The sequence below is a fragment of the Croceicoccus marinus genome (assembly GCF_001661675.2).
Lineage (GTDB): Bacteria > Pseudomonadota > Alphaproteobacteria > Sphingomonadales > Sphingomonadaceae > Croceicoccus > Croceicoccus marinus.
In genome coordinates this window covers 696,478-714,814 of sequence record NZ_CP019603.1, presented here as the reverse complement: position 1 = coordinate 714,814, position 18,337 = coordinate 696,478, and the positions used below count along the sequence as shown (strand labels likewise).

Below are 18,337 nucleotides of genomic sequence, written 5' to 3'. Positions count from 1 at the left end.
CCTCAAGCAGATACGAGAAGGCCCGCGCGCGGCGGGCCCTCTCGGGATATTGGGGGGCGGTCAGTCTTGGTGCTCAGAGATGGCGCTGCGTCGCGTCGATCGGCGTCGCGACAAAGGACGGCAGGCCAAGCTCGGCAAACCAGTCGCGCTCATCGAGGAAAGCGGGATAGCCAAGCTCGGTCCACCAGACCTTCTTCGCCGGATCCCACCTGTAGCCGCGGCTCTTTAGCCGATCCTTGAAGCCGAATGGCGCGTGCAGCGCTTCGACCCGGTACGTCTCCGCAGTACCCCTCCGGCGAGGGCCGCCTTGCGTGGATAGGTATCGAGCGCTCTTAAGCGTGCTCTTGTGAGCGTGCTTAGGAGTGGTCGATGGGTCAGGTGACGGTGTTTTCGGGGCCGGAGCGGCGGCGGCGGTGGAGCGATGAGGAGCGGCTGCAGATCCTGTCCGAGGCTTTCGCGCCGGGCGCGTGCGTCGCCCAGGTGTGCCGACGGCACGATATTTCTTCGGCGCTGATCTACACCTGGCGGCGCAAGTTGCTCGATGCAGGCGTGGAGCGGGAAGCAGAGCTGCCCGAGGCACTTCCGACGCCGGTGTTCGCCGAAGCGGTGATCGACGAAGATGTGATGGCGGCCGGCGCTGCCGAGCACCCCGCGATGATCATCGACCTGCCGCGCGGCAAGCGGCTGAGCATTTTCGCGGCGGCACCGCCGGCCCTGGTCGCTGCGGCGCTGAAGGGGCTGCGATGATCCCTTCGGGCGCGCGGGTGTGGATCGCGCTCGGCCACACGGATATGCGCAAGGGCATGCAGGGCCTGGCGCTGCTGGTGCAGCAGGGTCTCAAGCGTAATCCGCACGGCGGCGATCTGTTCGTGTTCCGTGGCCGCGCAGGCTCGCTGATCAAGATCATCTGGCACGACGGGATCGGCATGTCGCTCTACGCCAAGCGGCTAGAGAAGGGCCGGTTCGTATGGCCCTCAGCGACTGAGGGAACGGTGTCGCTGACCCCCTCGCAGCTGGCCTGCCTGCTGGAGGGGATCGACTGGCGCAGCCCGCAGTATACATGGCGGCCGCAGAGCGCCGGATAATCGGCGCGAGGCGGTGTTTTGCCCTTGCAGCAGAGGGTGGATGATGATTCACTCCGGTCTATGGAAGCCGCCATTTCGCCCCTTCCGGACGATGTCGAAGCGCTCAAGGCGCTGGTGGTGGCGATGGCCCGCAAGGCCGATGAGGCAGAGGCCAGGCTTGCCAACGCCATGGCCCACCAGAGCGCTATCGAGGCGCTGATCGCTCACCTCAAGCTGCAGATCGCCAAGCTCAAGCGCGAGCAGTATGGCCCCAGCGCCGAACGCAGCCGCCGTCTGCTCGACCAGATGGAGCTGCAGCTCGAAGAGCTCGAGGCTGATGCCGCCGAAGACGACCTGATCGCCGAGGGAGCGGCGGCCAAGACCGCCACGGTCACCGCCCTCGAGCGCAAGCGCCCGACAAGGAAGCCGTTCCCCGAGCATCTGCCGCGCGAGCGCGTCGTGGTGCCTGCGCCCTGTTCCTGCCCGGCCTGCGGTGGGGATCGGCTCTCGAAGCTCGGCGAAGACGTCACCGAGACGCTCGAGGTCATCCCGCGCTCGTGGAAGGTGATCCAGACGGTGCGCGAGAAGTTCTCGTGCCGCGACTGCGAGAAGATTGCGCAGGCCCCCGCGCCCTTCCATGTGGTGCCCCGCGGATGGGCCGGACCCAGCTTCCTCGCGATGCTCCTGTTCGAGAAGTATGGACAGCACCAGCCCCTCAACCGCCAGGCCGAGCGGTTTGCCCGCGAAGGCGTGCCGCTCAGCCTCTCGACTCTTGCCGATCAGGTCGGGGCAGCTGCCCATGCGCTGATGCCGATCTACAAGCTCATCGAGACGCATGTTCTGGCTGCAACCCGGATCCACGGTGACGATACCACCGTGCCGGTCATGGCGAAGGGCAAGACCGATACGGCGCGATTATGGGTTTACGTACGCGATGATCGTCCCTTTGCAGGCACCGATCCTCCAGCTGCCCTGTTCCACTATTCGCGCGATCGGCGCGGCGAGCACCCGCAAGCCCATCTCGCGGCATGGTCCGGCATCCTGCAGGCCGATGCCTATAGTGGCTACAACGATCTCTATCGCGGGGACCGCGCCCCCGGTCCCGTGCTGGAAGCGGGCTGCTTTGCTCATGCGAGGCGCAAGTTCTTCGAGCTCGCCGATGTCCTGAGCTCAGCCCGCAAGAAGAGCCGCGGCCAGCGCAGCAGCATGATCTATCCGATCGCGCTCGAAGCCGTGCAGCGTCTCGACGCCCTGTTCGACATCGAGCGCGGCATCAACGGCAAGAGTCCTGCCGAGCGGCTCGCAGTCCGTCAGGAACTCAGCGCGCCGCTGATGGCCGAGCTCCACACCTGGCTTACTGCGCAGGTCGCTAAGCTATCGCGCGGTCATGACCTCACCAAGGCCTGCTTCTACATGCTGAAGCGCTGGGATGCGTTCACCCGCTTCCTCGACGATGGCCGCATCTGCCTCACCAACAACGCCGCCGAGCGCGCGCTGCGCTGCATCCCGAAGCGTGTTTCATTATGCACTCCGTATTCAAGTATCTGTAAACATTGGAAGCATGTCCGCGTCAACAACGCGACACGGGCGACCCTTTCGGGCCATCGCAGATTTTACCGCTTCCGACATCAAATCGGCGGAGCGGATTTGATGCGGTGCGCGCGGTACGACCTGCACTGCCGGAAGCACGCCGGTTTTGATGAGAAGTCTTATCGTATGGCTTGAGGTGCCAAGCGCTTTGGCCGCCTCAGTCATGGTGAGCCATTCGCCGTCTTTCACCGCAGACCGATAGGCATCGATCCCTCGCACGCGCCGAACAGAGTAGACCCGGTGCGCCGTCCAGGTTTTGCCTTGGCCGGTGGGCAAGCCCATCCGATTCAGCGTCGCGGCGATATGCTCGTCGGACCAACGGCCCGCCATGCTGCGCATCACCTCCAGCGCATCCTCCGCTGTTGCACAACCGTGCTCGCCGGCTTTCGGCTTGCGAACCCGCAGTTCCGAGTGCTGGCCGCCCCGCCAATGGATCGTGAGCACGACGTCACGCACGGCATCATCGACATCGACGACGATGTCGGCGATCATTGTACGTAGCATTTGCTGGCGAGCGCGCATCGTCACATCCGGAGCGTTCCAGGCCGCCGACAGGTTTTCCGCCAGATTGGCGAAGGCATTTGGATCGGCCTCGATGGTCGAGGGCCCTTCCGCAGGCTGGCGAGCCTTCAAGTCCCGCACGCGACGGAGCGCGATTTCCCAGTTTTTCTCCAGCTGCGCCGCTATCAGGCGATTATCGGGATCACAAGCTGCGTAGCGGCGCTCGGCTAGGCTGGCCTCGTAGCGCGCCTGCTGGAGTTCCAGGTCGAGGATCTGGCGCTGCTCTTCTTGTCGTTCCCGGTTCATCCGCTCCGCCTCGAACGCGGCTTCGATCGCCAAGGGTTCTACCGCGCGCAGCAGTTCGCGCGCAACTGCTGCATCCACTCGTAGACCGCCAAAGGTCATGCATCGAGGTAAGCCCATCATCAGGTTCGGCTTGTCACAGCGGTAGACTGGCCGACTTTGCGGGTTACCGGTGTAAGCAACGCTCAGTCGCCGCCCGCACCGTCCGCACGTCATGATCCCTGACAGCAGTGCCTTGCCGCCTCGGCCTGACTTTACGCCGCCAGCGCGGCCATAGTTGTTGAGGGCCAGCTGCTTCTGGTTGCGCTCGTATTCTTCCCAGCTGACGTAGCCCTCGTGGTGCTCCTTGATGAACACCTCCCAGGTTCCGACCGGCTTGCCATGCCCGTAGCTTCGCCGCGCTCGCCCATCGACAATGGTAGTCCGCTTTTCGCTTTTCCCGTAGACGTAAACACCTGCATAGAAGGGGTTTTTGAGGACGGCGATGACGTTGCGATAGCGGATAGGTAACCATGTGAAGCTGGTCATGCGGCCTTCGTCCGAAGGCCGCGGGAAGTGGATTCCATCGGCCTTCATAGACAACAGCACCTGACGCGCACTGCCCAGCTCTCGGAAGCGCGCAAAGATGAGCCGGATTACCTCCTGAAGGCGTAAGTCGGGATCGAGTCCCAGGCCCGCTTCGCGGTGCCAGATGTAGCCGAACGGGACAGACAACCGCAATTCGCCGCGGCGCGCCTTCGACCTCGCGGCATCGAGCATTCGCGTCCTGAGAACGCCGAGCTCGAACTCGCTGATGCTGCCCTTCATTCCCAGGAGTAGGCGGTCGTTGGGCTGGCAAGGATTGTACACGCCATCATGATCGATGACACGGGCTTCAACGAGCCCGCACAGTTCCAGCAGATGGTGCCAGTCGCGACCATTTCGCGCGAGCCTTGACGCATCGAGGCACAGCACGGCACCCACCTTGCCCGCGCACAATGATGCGACCAGGCGATCAAAGCCGGGCCGCGCAACGGTTCCGCTCGCGGATCGTCCGAGATCATCGTCGATGACTTCGATATCGGTGAAACCGTGCTGACGTGCGCTGTCGACGAGGTCGTATTGCCGCCGCTGGCTTTCCAGGTTGGTCATGACCTGGGATTGTGTCGATTGTCGCACGTAGACGACGGCCTTGCGCTTCAGCAGTTGCGCCGGGATTAAATCAGTGCCGGTCATCGCCGAGCTCCTCGACGACGAGGCCAGCGGCTTGCATCAGGATTTGAGCAAGCGTGATTACGGCCTTCGTCCGTTCCGCCTCGCTCATCCCGTCCACCCTCCGGGGCTCGAAGATCAGGCTCATCTGTCTGCCCGAGGCCGGTGCGGGCGTGTCGTGCTTGTTCATCGACTTCCTCCAATGCGACTCCATCATCGCGTTGGGAGTTTGGTGAAGCAGCGACCGCGGTGACCAGCCTCTTCAAATCGGAAAGCGCTGCAACATCAACTTGGGGCGGGCCGATTCTCATCTTGGAGCAGGCGACCGGATCAACCATCCAACCAGGCATCGAAACGACGATGCCAGATGGGCCTTCGACCTTGAGAAAGCGCCCCGTCGCTCGCTCCTCTACCCGCCGTACGCTGACTTTCCGCCCGAAATAGGGATGCCAAGGATAGTGAACTTCCCGCTCTTCGCCGACATGGGCAGAATGAACGGGCGATGCCGCTTGGCCGCAAGGCATGGCTGTTCTGCGGATCCGATCGTGGCGGCCAGCGCGCCGCCATCATCTACACCCTGATCCAGACCGCGAAGCTGGGCGACGTCGATCCGCAGGCATGGCTTGCTGATGTCCTCGCGCGCATCGCCGATCATCCTGCCACACGGCTCGACGAGCTCCTGCCCTGGAACTGGACGCCCCACCGGAACGCGATCGCCGCGTAACCCGACCTACACTCAAGTCGGCATCACGCTGCGGCCTTCACCGGACGGATACGCCTTTTCCAAGTTTTCCTCAAAACGAGAACGGCCCGCTCACCGGGATGGTGGACGGGCCGAACCTCAGTGTGGAGGCCATGGTTGTAGGGATAGGGGGAAACATCCTTAGCCATGAACCCTGCGGCGCTAATTGCAGGATATGTCTGTGGATCGGCGTGCAAAAGGGACCCTGTTAGCGGGGTGATCGGCGTCTAAAGGAAACCCCTTATTCTTATGGTGTAGTTGACCACCTGGTTTTACAGGTGGTGAGATCGGGATGTCGATGGTGGAGACGGTCGTTCGGATTAGGCGGGAACACGCGAGCGGGAAGGCGATCAAGGCGATTGCGCGCGATCTGCGGTTATCCCGCAAGGTGGTGCGCAAGGCGATCCGGGCACCAGAAGGCGCATTCGATTATCGCCGCACGGTTCAACCGCTGCCTCGGCTTGGGCCGTTCCAGGAGCGGCTTGGACTTGTAACGGTTTTGTGCCGGTCACTTGAGAGCATATTGCTCATTCAAGGAGACCGAAGAGATGATCAAACATTCAGAAGAATTTCAGCGCGAGGCGGTGCGGATTGCATTGACCAGCGGTTTGCCGCGCAAGCGCGTGGCAGCCGATCTGGGCATCGGTTTGTCGACATTGACGCGCTGGGTGAGTTTGTATCGACAGGATGGCTTGCCTGCCAGCCCCGATACCGATCTAGAGCGGGAGAATGAACGACTTCGTCTGGAGAACCGTGTGCTGCGGGAGGAGAGGGAGGTCCCAAAAAAGGCTACGCAATTCTTCGCAAGCCAAAAGCCGTGAGGTTCGCTTTCGTGCACAGCTGGCGGCACCGTTGGCCAGTGGAATTGAGGTGTCTTGCAGGTCAGCGAGCGCGGCTATCGCTCTTGGCGCGCGCCCCCGATCAGTTGCCGGGAACGAACGGACATGAAGGTGCTGGCGCATATTCGCGAGCAGTACAGCCTGAGACTTGTCAGCTATGGCCGCCCCCGGATGACGATGGAACTAAAGGAGGCCAGCCTCGATGTCGGCGAGCGCCGAGTAGGAAGGCTGATGCGGATCAATCCCATTAAGCCGGTTCGTACCCGCAAGCACAAGGTCACGACCAATAGCCATCATCGTCTGGGTGTCGCCGCGAACTGGCTTGATGGCGATTTCGTTGCCGATGCGCCCAACCAGAAATGGGCTGGAGGAAGCGAAGCTGAACGGAGGCGCAGCCGTAGGACACATTACCTATGTCTGGACGCAGGAAGGTTGGCTCTATCTTGCCGTCATTCTCGATCTGCACAGCCGCCGTGTCGTGGGCTGGGCAGTCAGCGATCGGATGAAGAAGGTCCTAGCGATCCGGGCACTGAACATGGCCGTACGCCTCCGCAATCCGCCGCCAGGATGTCTTTTCCCTTCCGATCGCGGTAGCCAATATTGCGCGTATGACTATCAGAAGAAACTGCAGGCCTATGGCCTGCGACCATCGGTGAGCGGCAAAGGCAACTGCTACGACAATTCCGCCGTCGAGACGTTCTTCAAATCGCTGAAGGCAGAGCTGATCTGGCGGCAGAACTGACCAACACGGCGCCAAACAGAAGCCGCCATCTTCCAATACATCAACGGGTTCTACAACACCCGCAGACGCCATTCATATCTGGATGGCATTAGCCCGCTCGCATTCGAAGCCAAGGTGGCATAGTGAGATGGGTGACCGGCACAAAACCGTTACAAGTCCAGCACGTCAAAATCGGTCAACTGGTCGTGGAACGCGATTTTTTTAGGGAAAGCCTCCGGTCGATGAGCGTGGCGCGGAGGCGTTCGATGATCGAACCTGCTCATCACCGTTTGTCGATCTCGGCACAATGTCGCCTGCTTCAGATAAGGCGTTCATGGAATGCCCGTGGTATGGCAGCCGCCAGATGGCGCGACACTTGCGGCGTGCGGGTCACGAGGTCGGTCGACGGCGTGTGCGGCGGCTGATGGCGAAGATGGGGCTGACGCCGATCTGTTAACGACCGCGGACTAGTGATCCACACCCGCAGCACCGGGTCTATCCCTATCTGCTGCGCAAGCTGGCGATCGAACGGCCCAATCACGTGCGGTGTGCCGACGTGACCTACATCCCCATGCGCCGTGGCTTCCTCTACCTGGTGGCGGTCATGGACTGGGCGACCCGCAAGGTGCTGGCCTTGGCGGTTGTCGAACACGATGGATGCTGGCTTCTGTGTCGCGGCGCTGAAGGAGGCGCTGGCTCGGTTCGGCAAGCCGGAAATCTTCAACACGGACCAAAGCTGCCAGTTCACGTCGCAAGCCTTCACCAGCGTGCTGCGCCATGCCGAAGTCCGCATCAGCATGGATGGCCGGGGCCGGTGGATGGACAACGTCTTCATCGAGCGCCTTTGGCGATCTCTGAAGTACGAGTGCGTCTACCTCCAAGCCTTCGAGACCGGATCAGAGCTGCGGGTTGGTCTTGGTCGGTGGATCACCTATTACAACACCCAACGTCCGCACTCAGGCCTCGCCGGACGAACCCCGGTCGAGGCCTATCGGCGGATCGGACAATCAGATCATGGGGGGTATGCCCCCCATGATCTGATGATCAGCAGGCAGCATAACGAAAACCGGGATTAGCTTAACTCTGCCGCCAAACTGTCCAAGAAGGCAGGACCACCTCAATCCTGCGATCATTAAAAGCAAATCGCTTTTTTCACCTCTGCGAAAACCACGACCGGGAATTAAACGCTTGTGGCTAATATACGACATCAACCCAAACCGCAGATCACCACAAATCAAACCTCTTGTAATTTTTTTGCCCGGTGTTATATATTTCGTGCCTGATGTTGCTTCAGACAGACTATGATTTGCCGGGCCCAATGTCGTTTGGCGGCGACCCGCCAATGCTTCTCTATCATGCACTATGGCCTTTGTACCGGATACGCCGGTGCGACGATTTCCCGTACGCCAGGAATATGGTCCGGCGAAGGACGAACTCATTTCGATGGAAGGGCTGATCGAAAAGATCCTGCCCGATGCCTGCTTCGTCGGCACTTTCGAACAAGAGCGACCGCCTGATCGCCCGTACAGCGGGCGAAACCCGCCGCTTCCATATTCGATCGGTCGTAAAAGACCGCGTACAAGCCGAAATGCGCCTCATGATCTGGCCAAAGGCCGGATCGTCTCTCGCAAGCGGGTTCCCGGGCACGGTCCCGGCGTGAACCGCCCGCAAGGGAACGGGCGCTGACTATTTGAAAAGGCGGCGGAATGATCCGCCGGATAGACAGACAATGAATTGCATCGATATAGGCGCCAAGCAGCGCCCCACGCTCTCGCTCCGCTTTGGCGCGGGACAGCCGCAGGCGGCGGGCAATGCCCCGGCCTCCGGCATCATACCCATCCTCGAACTGCGACGCCTCGTCGCTGCGATGGTCGACTGAAACAACATCAATCCGGCGGCATGCGCCAGCATCGCCGCCTTGCAGGAGAAGCGCGATGGACCCGAACCGTGACGATGTCTTGCGCCAGGGCGCGCCGGTCGGCGCTGCCGCTGCGAACGATGACGACTTGCTGGCAGGGCCTGCCGGCGCTTCCTCGATCGCCGGGCGGATCAGCGTCCTTCGGCACGGGCTGGGGGCTGCGGCCGCCTGCGCGTGGAGTAAGGCGCAAATGGCCGACCTTGCGCAGCAGCGCGCGGAACTGGCCATCCGAACCTGAACCGCGGGGGCAGCGTCGCTGCGATCGCGGTTCCGATAATACACCGGCGATAAAACACCGGCCAAGCGCGGCCTGCCAAGCGATTGGCAGGCCGCCATGTCGTCAGCCCTTAACGATGGTCTTTTCGGTGAAGCGCACCGCCGGGAACGGCATATAGCTGATGCGCAGGCTCTGCTTCAGCGACAGAGTGTGCTCGCCCTTGGGAAAGCCGCCGGGATAGGTGACCGACAGCGTGGCCGGAGCACCAAAGTTCCAGCGCCGGTCATAGGCGGTCTCCATCTCCTCCAGCGTGATCGGGCCATTGCCGTCGTCGAAGCTCACCGCCTCGCGCGGGAGTTCCTTGCCGTCCACGGCCACGGTCAGCTCCTCCAGCATCGACAGGGTCAGCCCGCGATAATAGCCCAGCTTGGTGGTGAAGCTGAAACCGGTCGGGCTGTCCGCGGGGCCGATGTCGGTGACGCTGTCGGGATCGATGGTGTATTTGTCGAACATCAGGCGTCCTCCTGCCCGTTTGCGGTTTCGCCCAGCAGGCGCTTGAACATCTCGTGCTGGCGGCGCACCTGTTCGCGGCTGTCGACGTCCTCGACGTCCTGTACCCAGCGATTGCCTTCGTATTCGCTGGACAGCGTGCCTTCCCAGCCTGCCTTCACCAGTTCCGGGATCACCTCGTCATAGGCCAGCGCCGGATCACGGCAATCCTCGGTCATGCCATAGAATTTGGCCTGGATGTGCCGGAAATAGGGCGCGAAATCCCCGATCCGCTTGGGATTGGCAAAGGGCGCGTGGCGCAATGTCTCGGCCATGCGAATCTCGGTCGGGTTGCCCTTCATCTTCACCGCGACCTCGTAGATGGTGTATTCGCACATCACCTTTTCCTCGTGCTGGTCGACGATGAACTGGGTGATTTCCGGACGCGCGCCCTCGCGTTCGAAACGGGCGCGCATCTCGGGCACATAGTGCTTCATGAAGATGCCCATATCGGGCAGGATACCCAGGTGCCTGGTGTTCAGCCGGTCCGCGACCTCGATCGTGCGCAGGATCCACGGGTGGTCCAGATACCACGGCGCATGGACCTCGACGCCCATGTGCACGTCCAGCTCCTCGGCATAAGGGACGCAGCGTTCCAGGATGTCGGGCCGCACGAAGATCAGCACGCGCATGTTGCGGATGCCCATGCGGTTGCACAAGGTCAGGTCGCGGCGGATGCTCTCGACCTGCTCGTCATCGGTCAGCAGCCGGTCGTTACGCAGCTTGGTGTCGAGGAACATGTCATAGCAGGTGAAATGGCAGCCATGCCGTTCCAGCATCTCGTGCCAGCCCGCGATCTCGGCATCGGTGACGTTCGGAAAGCTGGGCATGTTCTGTTCGGGCAGGACCTCGATGCCCTTGGCACCGATGGACGCGGCGAAGGACACACAGTCCTCCACGCTCATCTGGCCGAGGAACATCTCCTCCTGGAAACTATAGAGGCTGACGCCCCTGCGGATCTTGGATGCCATTCGATGGGCTCCTTGGTTATGCCGGTCGATCGGCGGGATTGCGGGATAGGGGCATGAATGCCCGGCGCGGGTCCGGGCCGGTCACGCCAGCACGACTTTCTGGTCGATGGTGCCGAACGGGGCAGAGCCGTCGGCGGCCCGGCCCGTCATGCGGATGCGGTCGCCCGCGGACATGAAAGGCGTCTTCGGCTCGCCATCGGCGATCATCTCGATCGCGCGGACTTCGGAAATGCAGCTCGACCCGACAGACGCGTAATCGGGGCTGGACACGGTGCCCGACCCGATGATCGTGCCCGCCACCAGGTCGCGCGTCAGCGCCGCATGGGCGACAAGCTCGTGAAAGCCGAACGCCATCTCGCGGCCATTGGCATGGCCGAAACGCTTGCCGTTCAGCTCAACCTCGAGATCGAGGCAGATGCGCGCGTCGCGCCATGCGTCGCCCAGCTCGTCGGGCGTGACCGCGACCGGCGCCATCGAGCATGCGGGCTTGGCCTGCACCCAGCCGAAGCCGGTCTTCATCTCGATCGGGGCAATGGCGCGCAGCGACCAGTCGTTGACCTGCACCAGCAGGCGGATGCGGTCCATCGCTTCTTCCGCCGAGGTGCCCATCGGCACGTGGTCGGTGATGATCCCGTATTCGCCCTCGAAATCGATGCCGTGTTCGGCGCTGGGGAACGGGATGTCGTCCCGTGGGCCATAGAAGCGGTCGGACATGCCCTGGTACATCAGCGGGCGGTCGGTCTCGATCGGCGGCAAATGGAACGCGATCTGCATCAGTTCGCCGTGCGTCGGAAACACCGATCCGTCGAGCCATTGCCACGAACGCGGCATGGCCGCGGCAAGACCGCCTTCCGGCACCGGTGTGCCCTCGCCGGCTTCCAGCCGTTGGCGAGTCTGCGCCAGCGCGTCCTGCGCCTCGTCCCAGCGCTCAACCAGCGCCAGCATCGAAGGCGCCGCCTTACCCACCGGCAATGCGTGCGTGCCGTCGGAGGACAGCATGATCAGTTGCCCATCGGGCGTGTCGTTGCGAAGCGTGGCGAATTTCATGGGATACTCCGGAATTTTTTGGGGCTGGCGCCATGGCGGCATGCGAAGGCGGTCGGAACGACAGGCACCGCGCCTGCCCCGGTCATCAACGCACCGGGACAGGGAAGGGGCCGCCGGTCCATCGGCTTCAGCCTTTCAGTTCGGCGTCGAACTCCCCGTCGATCAGCACGAAGCAGATGCGGCAGTTGCGGTCGCTGCGATTGGCCCAGCCATGGTTGGTGCCGCGCTGCACGATGATGTCGCCCGCGCGCACGGTGGTCTCGCCCTCGTCCATGATCAGCACCAGCTCGCCTTCCAGCACGATGCCATAATCGATGGTCTCGGTGCGGTGCATCAGCGCGTGCTTCGCGCCTTCCTTCGCCGCGTTCGAGGCGTGGCCTGCGCCGATCTCGGCGAAATGGGCGGCGGCTTCCTCGGGCGTCATGTTGCGGATGCCCTCGCCTTCGGGCGGAATGTCCAGGATGCGGATGCGGGTTCCGTTCCTCGGTGGCGCCAGCACGATGCCGTCCTCGGCAGGCTCGCCGCTGGCGGCGTTGATGGGCGCGGGGGTGGCGCGGGTATTCCACACCTCGTGGAACATCGGGCCGATCGCCCCGCCGACCTGCTGGACGCGCGGCACCGCGCCGTCCTCCTGGATGATCGCGCGCCCCTCCCGGTCGTGACCGGTGACGACGCGCCTGACTGCCTTAGTTTCCATCTATCCTGTCCCTTTTATTGCAATGATCCGGCCCCGGCGGGGCGGTGCCGCGTGGCTAGCGGCATTTGAAGTTGACGACGTCCCCCGCGCCCGGCTGCGGCTGCACCTGCAGCCAGCTGGTGAAATCGTGGATCCACCCTGCCAAAGCACTGCCCCGGCGGCCAAACCCGAAACCATGCCCGCCGTCATTGTAGAGATGGAATTCGACCGGGCCGCAGGCATTCAGGGTGCGCGCCCCCATACGGGGATGGATCGGCGCGATGAAGGCTGTCCGCTCGTCCCGCGGCAGTTCGGTGCCTGCCGACGGGGTCGGATCCCCGCCCATCACGAACCATTGTCCGGGCGCGGAATGGTCACGCGATGGCTTCCCGGTGGTCGCCGCACGGTCGAATTCGACCGGGTCGAGCAGCATGAGCGCCAGCGCCGAAGGCTGGGCCAGTGCAGCCCGAGGCAGCAGGGTACCGGAACCCAAACCCCGCTTCATCCCGGCAGATCCTGCCAGTCGTAGGTCAGCGGACCCTCGCGGTGGGCGAAACGGTCGATATGGGTCTGCAGCGCGCCCTTGAGGCCGTCGCGCTGCCCCTCTTCGCTCGCCTCTATGCGCACCAGCAGCGCATCGTCCCGCGGGTCGAGCGTCACCAGCGCATCGCCCTGCCACTCCGCGCCGCGAGCGTCTTTGGGGAACACGATCTGCCTTGTGTCGCCGTTTTCGCTGACATCCAGATTATGCGCCCAGTGCTTGCCCAGCTGCGCGGCATATCGGGCGGCGTTTTCGGTGGCGACAAGTACCTCTGCAATGCTGCTCATGCGGTCATTCCGCCCAGCGTCTCGGCGAACCAGTCAGCGATGAGGTCGCGGCCATAGGCCATGTTGTCGGCGCCGACATGCTCGACCCCGCCTTCGCGCGCGGTGAAGATGATTTTCTCGCGGCGCGGCGAATTGACCAGCTGGTCGTAGAGGTCGTCGGCATAGGACGGGCTGATCTGGCGGTCGTTAGCGCCATGAGTGACAAGGAACGGCACCTTGATCCGGTCCATGTGGCCATTGAGGTTCATCTCCCGCGACTTTTCCAGGAAGTCCTCCTGGTCCGTCGCGCCGAACGCCCAGTGCACATGCGCCCAGTAATGCGGGACCGGGTTCTCGCCCTCGCGCTGCATGCGCTTGTCCTGCACTTCGCGCCAGTTGTGGTTGGCGCCCCACACCGCGCCGCTGGCGAAGCGCGGTTCATAGGCGACCGCGCGCGGCGCGAAATGGCCGCCCAGCGAAATGCCAGTCATGCCGATGCGCTTCGCGTCGACTTCCGCCTGCTGTTCCAGCCAGTCGACCGCCTTCGACGCCCAGCTCTCGCTATGCGGATCCACCGGCATGCCCTGCAGGCGCAGCGCTTCGCCCGATCCCGGCTGGTCGACGCACAGGGTCGATATGCCGCGCCGGGCAAGCTGTTCGGGCAGGCGGGTCCAGTAGAGCAGTTCCTTGCAGCTATCGAGGCCGTTGCAGAACACCACGGCAGGCCGCGGACCGTCTCCGGGCGCGCGGGTCCACAGCGCGGGCATGGTGCCGCCCTCCAGCGGCACTTCGACACGCTCGCGCTCGATCCTGCCCAGCGCGGTCGAGCGGTCGAACGCCTCGCGCGCCATGGCATAGGTCTCGGTCCGGCCCGGATGGCCGTGACCCTGCATCCGCTCTGCCGTGAACAGATAGAGCGAGGCACGCTCCAGCTTGTTCGAGGCGGAGAAGGCGCGGCCCTTCGCCTCGTCCTCGGCCGCAAGGTCCAGCAGCTTGCGGCCCATCGCCGCCCATTGCTTCATGAACAGCGGCGTGCCGGCGTCCGCGCCGTTGTCGGCGGCATCCAGGATCGGTTGGCACATGTCGACGATCTCGCCGATGCGCCCGCCGCTTTCCATCGCGATCGCGACCGACAGGTTCCAGATGTAGTTCTTGAAGGGGGAATAGAGCGCCAAGGATCAGACCTCCGCCGGAGTGAACAGGCAGGGATCGGCCTCGGGCTTGGGCATGGTCTGCGGGCCGCCGACACCGGTGCCCCACTGGTCCATCACCTGCGGACCGGGTTCGTGGACCTTGTGCTCGTGCGTCTCGAAATCGACTTCCTCGAGTTCCGAGGTATATTCCACCGCGAAGCCCGATGGCGTCGTGAAATAGCTGAAAGTGTTGTTGCCCGCGGTGTGGCGGCCCGGACCCCAGCGCAGGTCGGTGCCGCGCTTCTTCAGCCGCGCGGCGCCGCGCATCATGTCGTCGACCGACAGCATGTCATAGGCGACATGGTTCAGGCACGGCGGCCCCGGCAGCAGCGCGATGCGGTGATGCGCGCTGTTGCAGCGCATGAAGCACATGAAATCGCCCAGCCAGTCCGACACCTTGAAGCCCAGCACGTCGGTGAAGAACTTCACCGCCGCCTGATGGTCCGGCGAATGCAGCACGATATGGCTGATCTTGACCGGCATGCCTTCCCAGCGTTCCATCGCCCGCTTGTCGGCGCGCTTCACATCGGCGCTGATCTCGAACGGCAGGCCGTCGGGCGAGAAGAAGCGGAAGCCATAGCCGCCGCCGGGCGCGTCAAGCTCGCGCGCATCGTGGATAATCCTGCAGCCGGCGTCCTGCACCTTGCCCAGCAGCGCATCCACATCCTCGCGGCTGTCGGCGGCCAGCGCGATCACCTCGACGCAATTGCCTTCGCGCCGATGGAGGCGGACGACGTGATGCTCGTCATGGCCGTGGGTCTTGAACCACGCCATGTCGTCGGTCGCCGCAACTTCGACCAGACCCCAGTCGTCGGCATAGAAGGCGCGCTCGGCGTCGAAGTCACTGGTGCCGTAACCGACATAGCGGATTTCCGTAACACGGGCGTTCATGGGCAATTCCTTTGATCGGGCGCAAGTCCGCGGCGAGCATCACCGCGCGCCTGCGCCTGCTGTCGATCCCGGAAAGACAGGTTCAGCCTGAGCAGAAACGATGCCTCTCCATGATCTGTTCTATATTTAGAATAAGACTTCTAATTTGCTCCATCGTGCAGGTCAATCCCGCGCATTCCGGCCCTGGCCAAAAATGTCGCGCGGCAACCTCAACACACACAGGATCGCAAGGCCAAGCGCCAGCGCCATAACGGCATTGGCCGGAGCCAGCCCTTTCAGCCGCGCCACCGATTCCTCGCCCACGACCGAGAAATAGGCGCCGCCGATCAGCGCAATGCCCAAGGCCCCGCCGATCTGCTGCGCGGTGCGAAACGTGGCGCTGGCGGTGCCGGCGTTCTGCCGATCAACCTCTGCCACGACGATCGGGCCGAGCGGGCCCGACATCGTGCCCATCCCGATCCCCGCCAGCAGCAGCGCCGCATAGAGGAAGACGTCACCGCCGTTGCCGCCCTTGATCGCCTGCAGGACCAGCGTGGTCCCGGCGATCATCGCGAAGCCGCCCGCGACAGGCAGCGCCTTGCCCAGCCGCGGCAGCAGGCGCGGCACCAGGAAGCCGACGCCGAGCATCACCCCTGCCCCGAACGGGATATGCACCAGCGCGGTCTGCAGCGGGCTTAGCCCCAGCCCCTGCTGCAGCGATACCGCCAGCACCAGCAAGAAGCCGATCCCCGCGCTGGAGAAGCAGAAGGAGGACAATACGCCCCATTTGAAAGTGCCGATGTCGAACAGGCGCGGCTCGATTATCGCGGGCGATCCGGCCAGCCTGCGCCTGCGCGCCCGGAACCAGCCGAACAGGATGAGGACGCCCGACACCGCGAACAGCCCGGCAAGCGGGACGCTTACGCCCACCTCGGCACCCTGGATCAATGCATAGAGCAGGCCGCCGAAGCCCGCGGCGAAGATCGCCGCACCGACCGGATCGATGCGCAGATCCTTTTCCGCCTGCCGCGGCGGCAGCGCGAACCAGCCCACCAGGACCGCCGCCACGCCGATCGGCAGGTTGATCAGGAACACCAGCCGCCAGCCAAGGCCGAACAGGTCGAGTTCGATCAGGACGCCGCCCACGATCGGCCCGATGATCGCGGCCAGCCCAACGATCACGCCGAAATAGGCCAGCTTCGATACGCGTTCGAGCGGGGTGTAGAGCAATTGCACGATCGCCATGGTCTGCGGCGCCATCACCGCGCCGGTCGCGCCCTGCAGCATGCGTGCCCACACCAGCTGCTCGGGGCTCTGCGCCAGGCCGCACAGGACGGATGCCAGGATGAAAGCGCTGACCCCGATCAGGAACACGCGCGAATGGCCGAACGCGTCGCCCAGCCTTCCGCCCAGCAGCAGCAACGATCCCAGCGTCAGCAGATAGCCCGCGACGATCCACTGCATCGCCGCCGGCGAAGCGGACAACCCGTCGCGAATAGCGGGCAGCGCGGTATTGACGATGGTGGAATCGGCCACTTCAAGCACCACGGCGGTCAGCACCGTCAGGAATGCGACGAACTTGCGCCTTTCCGAAACCGCGGAATGGTCGCCGGCCCTGGCCGCCGCAGTATTGAAATCCGTCATCGCCCCTCCACGCCGACAGCAGTTTTCAAACCCGCACTCGACAAAAATAAAATGATCCTTCTATTATCGCGTGGAATCGGTAAGGGTCAATCGTCCCTGAAGGGCATTCCGCAATTGCGGCCGTGCCGCGGAGACCGAAAATGGATGGGAGAGCGCGAATGAACATGCACGGCGTCGCCGGACGCAAGGCGGGGATACCGCAGGGAATAACGGTGATTTTGGCCGGTTTCCTGCCCATCCTGGCCATCGTTTCGATGTTCCCCGCAGTCGGGGCCATGATCGCCCATTTCGCACCGACCGACCCCAACGCGGCCACGAAAGTGCCCTCGATGGTGACCGCGCCGGGCCTGGCCATCGCCATCACGGCATTGTTCATGGGCCTGCTGGTCGACCGCTTCGGTCGGCGAAAGCTGCTGCTGATCTCCACCGCATCCTACGGGATCATCGGGGTCATTCCGTTCTTTCTCGAGGATCTGGACTGGATCTATGCCTCGCGTCTGCTGCTGGGTTTCAGCGAGGCGGCGATCCTGACCACGGTCAACACCCTGATCGCCGACTATTGGGCAGAGGAAGGCCGCCGCCGCTGGCTGACGCTGCAGGGCATGGTGGGCCCCGCCCTGTCGTCGATCATGATCTTCTTTGCCGGCACGCTGACCGCCTGGCGGTGGAACGGGATCTTCCTGCTCTATCTGCTGGCCATCTTCATCGCGATCGCGATGTGGCGCTATATGTTCGAACCCGAAAGCGATGCCACCGTGCGCCGCAACCTGGGCATGGACGAAGACCGCACGGCGGCCGAAGCGTTCCCGTGGGGCACGATGCTGGGCATCGCGGCGCTGACGCTGTTTAGTTCGGCGATCTATTACGTGTTCATCGTCAACGGCTCGGTCGTGTGGGAGGAGCTGGGCATTGCCGATCCGGAAAGCATCGGCCGCATCACCGCGCTTCCCAGCCTGTTCATCCTGCTGGGTGCGGGGCTGTTCTGGTGGCTGGGCCGCAAGGGCTGCAGTTTCCGCATCCAGGTCGCCATTTTCCTGCTGCTGCTGGGCGGCGGTCTGGCGCTGATGGGCCTTACCACCAACTGGCAGGGCATGGTCGCGGGCATGGCGCTTCAGCAGACGGGCGCGGGCATGACGATCCCCACGCTGATCGTCTGGGCGCAGAGCCGCCTGCCGTTCGCGCATCGCGGCCGGGGCATGGGCGTGTGGACCGCGACGTTCTTCTTCGGGCAGTTCTCCTCGCCGCTGCTGGTCAGCATCCTGCGCGAGCAGAGCGGTTCGATGCAGCAGGCGTTCCTGACCATGGGCGTCCTGTCGGGAATCGGGGCGCTGGCGTTCTTCCTCATCTTGGGCCGCACCCGCCCCGCCCCGGAAGAGGCGCTGGTCGCCGCGGCAGCGAAGCAGGGCAACGTCCCCTGAACGCTGGTCCGGCCTGTCCTGGCCCATCCGGTCGGGACATGTGAAAATGCCGCCCCCGCCGCCAGGCCGGGGGCGG

General features: G+C 63.7%; 16 protein-coding genes and 5 pseudogenes. 10 read left to right on the top strand and 11 right to left on the bottom strand.

All coding sequences use genetic code 11. The features are described 5' to 3' along the window. Positions 1-369: 369 nt before the first annotated feature. The 3 genes and pseudogenes from tnpA to tnpC form a co-directional block, all read left to right on the top strand. On the top strand, positions 370-747 hold the full coding sequence (gene tnpA / locus A9D14_RS17390) for an IS66-like element accessory protein TnpA (RefSeq protein ID WP_066843951.1): 378 nt from the start codon (positions 370-372) through the stop codon (positions 745-747). Further along, on the top strand, positions 744-1,085 hold the full coding sequence (gene tnpB, locus A9D14_RS17385) for an IS66 family insertion sequence element accessory protein TnpB (protein ID WP_066843954.1): 342 nt from the start codon (positions 744-746) through the stop codon (positions 1,083-1,085). The genes tnpA and tnpB overlap by 4 nt, the downstream gene beginning before the upstream one ends. A gap of 60 nt (positions 1,086-1,145) precedes the next feature. Then, positions 1,146-2,570, top strand: a pseudogene (tnpC, locus tag A9D14_RS17380) (IS66 family transposase); the annotation flags it as partial. Positions 2,571-2,600: 30 nt separating this feature from the next. Here tnpC and A9D14_RS20525 read toward each other — a convergent pair. Together A9D14_RS20525 and A9D14_RS17370 are read right to left on the bottom strand one after the other, a co-directional pair. Continuing rightward, a complete protein-coding gene (locus A9D14_RS20525; RefSeq protein WP_066842370.1) occupies positions 2,601-4,673 on the bottom strand; it encodes a recombinase family protein in 2,073 nt (690 codons plus the stop codon). After that, positions 4,660-4,839: a hypothetical protein gene (locus tag A9D14_RS17370; RefSeq protein ID WP_066847877.1), complete on the bottom strand. Its 180-nt coding sequence runs from the start codon at positions 4,837-4,839 to the stop codon at positions 4,660-4,662. Before A9D14_RS17370 ends, A9D14_RS20525 begins: the two co-directional genes overlap by 14 nt. Before the next feature lie 306 nt (positions 4,840-5,145). On the opposite strand from A9D14_RS17370, the pseudogene A9D14_RS17360 reads away from it, so the two are divergent. From A9D14_RS17360 to A9D14_RS17335, 6 genes and pseudogenes are all read left to right on the top strand, one after another. Next, positions 5,146-5,373: pseudogene (locus A9D14_RS17360) on the top strand (transposase domain-containing protein); the annotation flags it as partial. 310 nt (positions 5,374-5,683) lie between these two features. Next, positions 5,684-5,875, top strand: a pseudogene (locus tag A9D14_RS20520) (IS21 family transposase); the annotation flags it as partial. Between the two features lie 64 nt (positions 5,876-5,939). Beyond that, positions 5,940-7,095: pseudogene (locus A9D14_RS17350) on the top strand (IS3 family transposase). Positions 7,096-7,133: 38 nt separating this feature from the next. Beyond that, a pseudogene (locus A9D14_RS17345) lies at positions 7,134-8,027 on the top strand (IS3 family transposase); the annotation flags it as partial. Positions 8,028-8,680: 653 nt separating this feature from the next. Further along, positions 8,681-8,830 carry a hypothetical protein gene (locus A9D14_RS19685; RefSeq protein WP_157668294.1) on the top strand — a complete coding sequence of 50 codons (150 nt, stop codon included), beginning with the start codon at positions 8,681-8,683 and terminating at the stop codon, positions 8,828-8,830. 55 nt (positions 8,831-8,885) lie between these two features. Next, the gene (locus A9D14_RS17335; RefSeq protein WP_066850607.1) at positions 8,886-9,107 is read left to right on the top strand and encodes a hypothetical protein; all 222 of its coding nucleotides are present in this window, start codon (positions 8,886-8,888) and stop codon (positions 9,105-9,107) included. Between the two features lie 102 nt (positions 9,108-9,209). Here the strand turns inward: A9D14_RS17335 and A9D14_RS17330 are convergent, their stop codons facing one another. From A9D14_RS17330 to A9D14_RS17290, 9 genes are all read right to left on the bottom strand, one after another. Beyond that, positions 9,210-9,599, bottom strand: coding sequence for a C-glycoside deglycosidase beta subunit domain-containing protein (locus A9D14_RS17330; protein ID WP_066850606.1), 390 nt, complete (start codon positions 9,597-9,599; stop codon positions 9,210-9,212). Continuing rightward, positions 9,599-10,606 (bottom strand): sugar phosphate isomerase/epimerase family protein, encoded by a 1,008-nt coding sequence (locus A9D14_RS17325; RefSeq protein ID WP_066850605.1) that lies wholly within the window; start codon positions 10,604-10,606, stop codon positions 9,599-9,601. The genes A9D14_RS17330 and A9D14_RS17325 overlap by 1 nt, the downstream gene beginning before the upstream one ends. An 81-nt stretch (positions 10,607-10,687) precedes the next feature. Beyond that, a complete protein-coding gene (locus tag A9D14_RS17320; protein WP_066850604.1) occupies positions 10,688-11,653 on the bottom strand; it encodes a fumarylacetoacetate hydrolase family protein in 966 nt (321 codons plus the stop codon). A gap of 127 nt (positions 11,654-11,780) precedes the next feature. Then, entirely contained in the window at positions 11,781-12,350 is a 570-nt protein-coding gene (locus tag A9D14_RS17315) for a cupin domain-containing protein (RefSeq protein WP_066850603.1), read from the bottom strand. 55 nt (positions 12,351-12,405) lie between these two features. Further along, positions 12,406-12,822, bottom strand: a complete 417-nt coding sequence (locus A9D14_RS17310; protein WP_198302089.1) for a hypothetical protein — start codon at positions 12,820-12,822, stop codon at positions 12,406-12,408. 8 nt (positions 12,823-12,830) lie between these two features. Further along, positions 12,831-13,157: a DUF2218 domain-containing protein gene (locus tag A9D14_RS17305; protein WP_066850601.1), complete on the bottom strand. Its 327-nt coding sequence runs from the start codon at positions 13,155-13,157 to the stop codon at positions 12,831-12,833. Next, positions 13,154-14,311 carry an alpha/beta hydrolase family protein gene (locus tag A9D14_RS17300; protein WP_066850600.1) on the bottom strand — a complete coding sequence of 386 codons (1,158 nt, stop codon included), beginning with the start codon at positions 14,309-14,311 and terminating at the stop codon, positions 13,154-13,156. The genes A9D14_RS17305 and A9D14_RS17300 overlap by 4 nt, the downstream gene beginning before the upstream one ends. A 3-nt stretch (positions 14,312-14,314) precedes the next feature. Then, positions 14,315-15,220 (bottom strand): VOC family protein, encoded by a 906-nt coding sequence (locus A9D14_RS17295; RefSeq protein WP_066850599.1) that lies wholly within the window; start codon positions 15,218-15,220, stop codon positions 14,315-14,317. A 162-nt stretch (positions 15,221-15,382) separates the two neighbouring features. Beyond that, positions 15,383-16,843, bottom strand: coding sequence for an MFS transporter (locus A9D14_RS17290; RefSeq protein ID WP_066850598.1), 1,461 nt, complete (start codon positions 16,841-16,843; stop codon positions 15,383-15,385). Positions 16,844-17,001: 158 nt separating this feature from the next. Here A9D14_RS17290 and A9D14_RS17285 point away from each other — a divergent pair, with 158 nt between their 5' ends. Then, positions 17,002-18,261 (top strand): MFS transporter, encoded by a 1,260-nt coding sequence (locus A9D14_RS17285; protein ID WP_087910595.1) that lies wholly within the window; start codon positions 17,002-17,004, stop codon positions 18,259-18,261. Positions 18,262-18,337 lie beyond the last annotated feature (76 nt).

Bases quoted from the DNA above. Each gene is read 5' to 3' on its own strand.
- tnpA (WP_066843951.1), top strand. From the start codon at position 370: ATGGGTCAGGTGACGGTGTTTTCGGGGCCGGAGCGGCGGCGGCGGTGG.
- tnpB (WP_066843954.1), top strand. From the start codon at position 744: ATGATCCCTTCGGGCGCGCGGGTGTGGATCGCGCTCGGCCACACGGAT.
- A9D14_RS20525 (WP_066842370.1), bottom strand. From the start codon at position 4,673: ATGACCGGCACTGATTTAATCCCGGCGCAACTGCTGAAGCGCAAGGCC.
- A9D14_RS17370 (WP_066847877.1), bottom strand. From the start codon at position 4,839: ATGAACAAGCACGACACGCCCGCACCGGCCTCGGGCAGACAGATGAGC.
- A9D14_RS19685 (WP_157668294.1), top strand. From the start codon at position 8,681: ATGAATTGCATCGATATAGGCGCCAAGCAGCGCCCCACGCTCTCGCTC.
- A9D14_RS17335 (WP_066850607.1), top strand. From the start codon at position 8,886: ATGGACCCGAACCGTGACGATGTCTTGCGCCAGGGCGCGCCGGTCGGC.
- A9D14_RS17330 (WP_066850606.1), bottom strand. From the start codon at position 9,599: ATGTTCGACAAATACACCATCGATCCCGACAGCGTCACCGACATCGGC.
- A9D14_RS17325 (WP_066850605.1), bottom strand. From the start codon at position 10,606: ATGGCATCCAAGATCCGCAGGGGCGTCAGCCTCTATAGTTTCCAGGAG.
- A9D14_RS17320 (WP_066850604.1), bottom strand. From the start codon at position 11,653: ATGAAATTCGCCACGCTTCGCAACGACACGCCCGATGGGCAACTGATC.
- A9D14_RS17315 (WP_066850603.1), bottom strand. From the start codon at position 12,350: ATGGAAACTAAGGCAGTCAGGCGCGTCGTCACCGGTCACGACCGGGAG.
- A9D14_RS17305 (WP_066850601.1), bottom strand. From the start codon at position 13,157: ATGAGCAGCATTGCAGAGGTACTTGTCGCCACCGAAAACGCCGCCCGA.
- A9D14_RS17295 (WP_066850599.1), bottom strand. From the start codon at position 15,220: ATGAACGCCCGTGTTACGGAAATCCGCTATGTCGGTTACGGCACCAGT.
- A9D14_RS17290 (WP_066850598.1), bottom strand. From the start codon at position 16,843: ATGACGGATTTCAATACTGCGGCGGCCAGGGCCGGCGACCATTCCGCG.
- A9D14_RS17285 (WP_087910595.1), top strand. From the start codon at position 17,002: ATGAACATGCACGGCGTCGCCGGACGCAAGGCGGGGATACCGCAGGGA.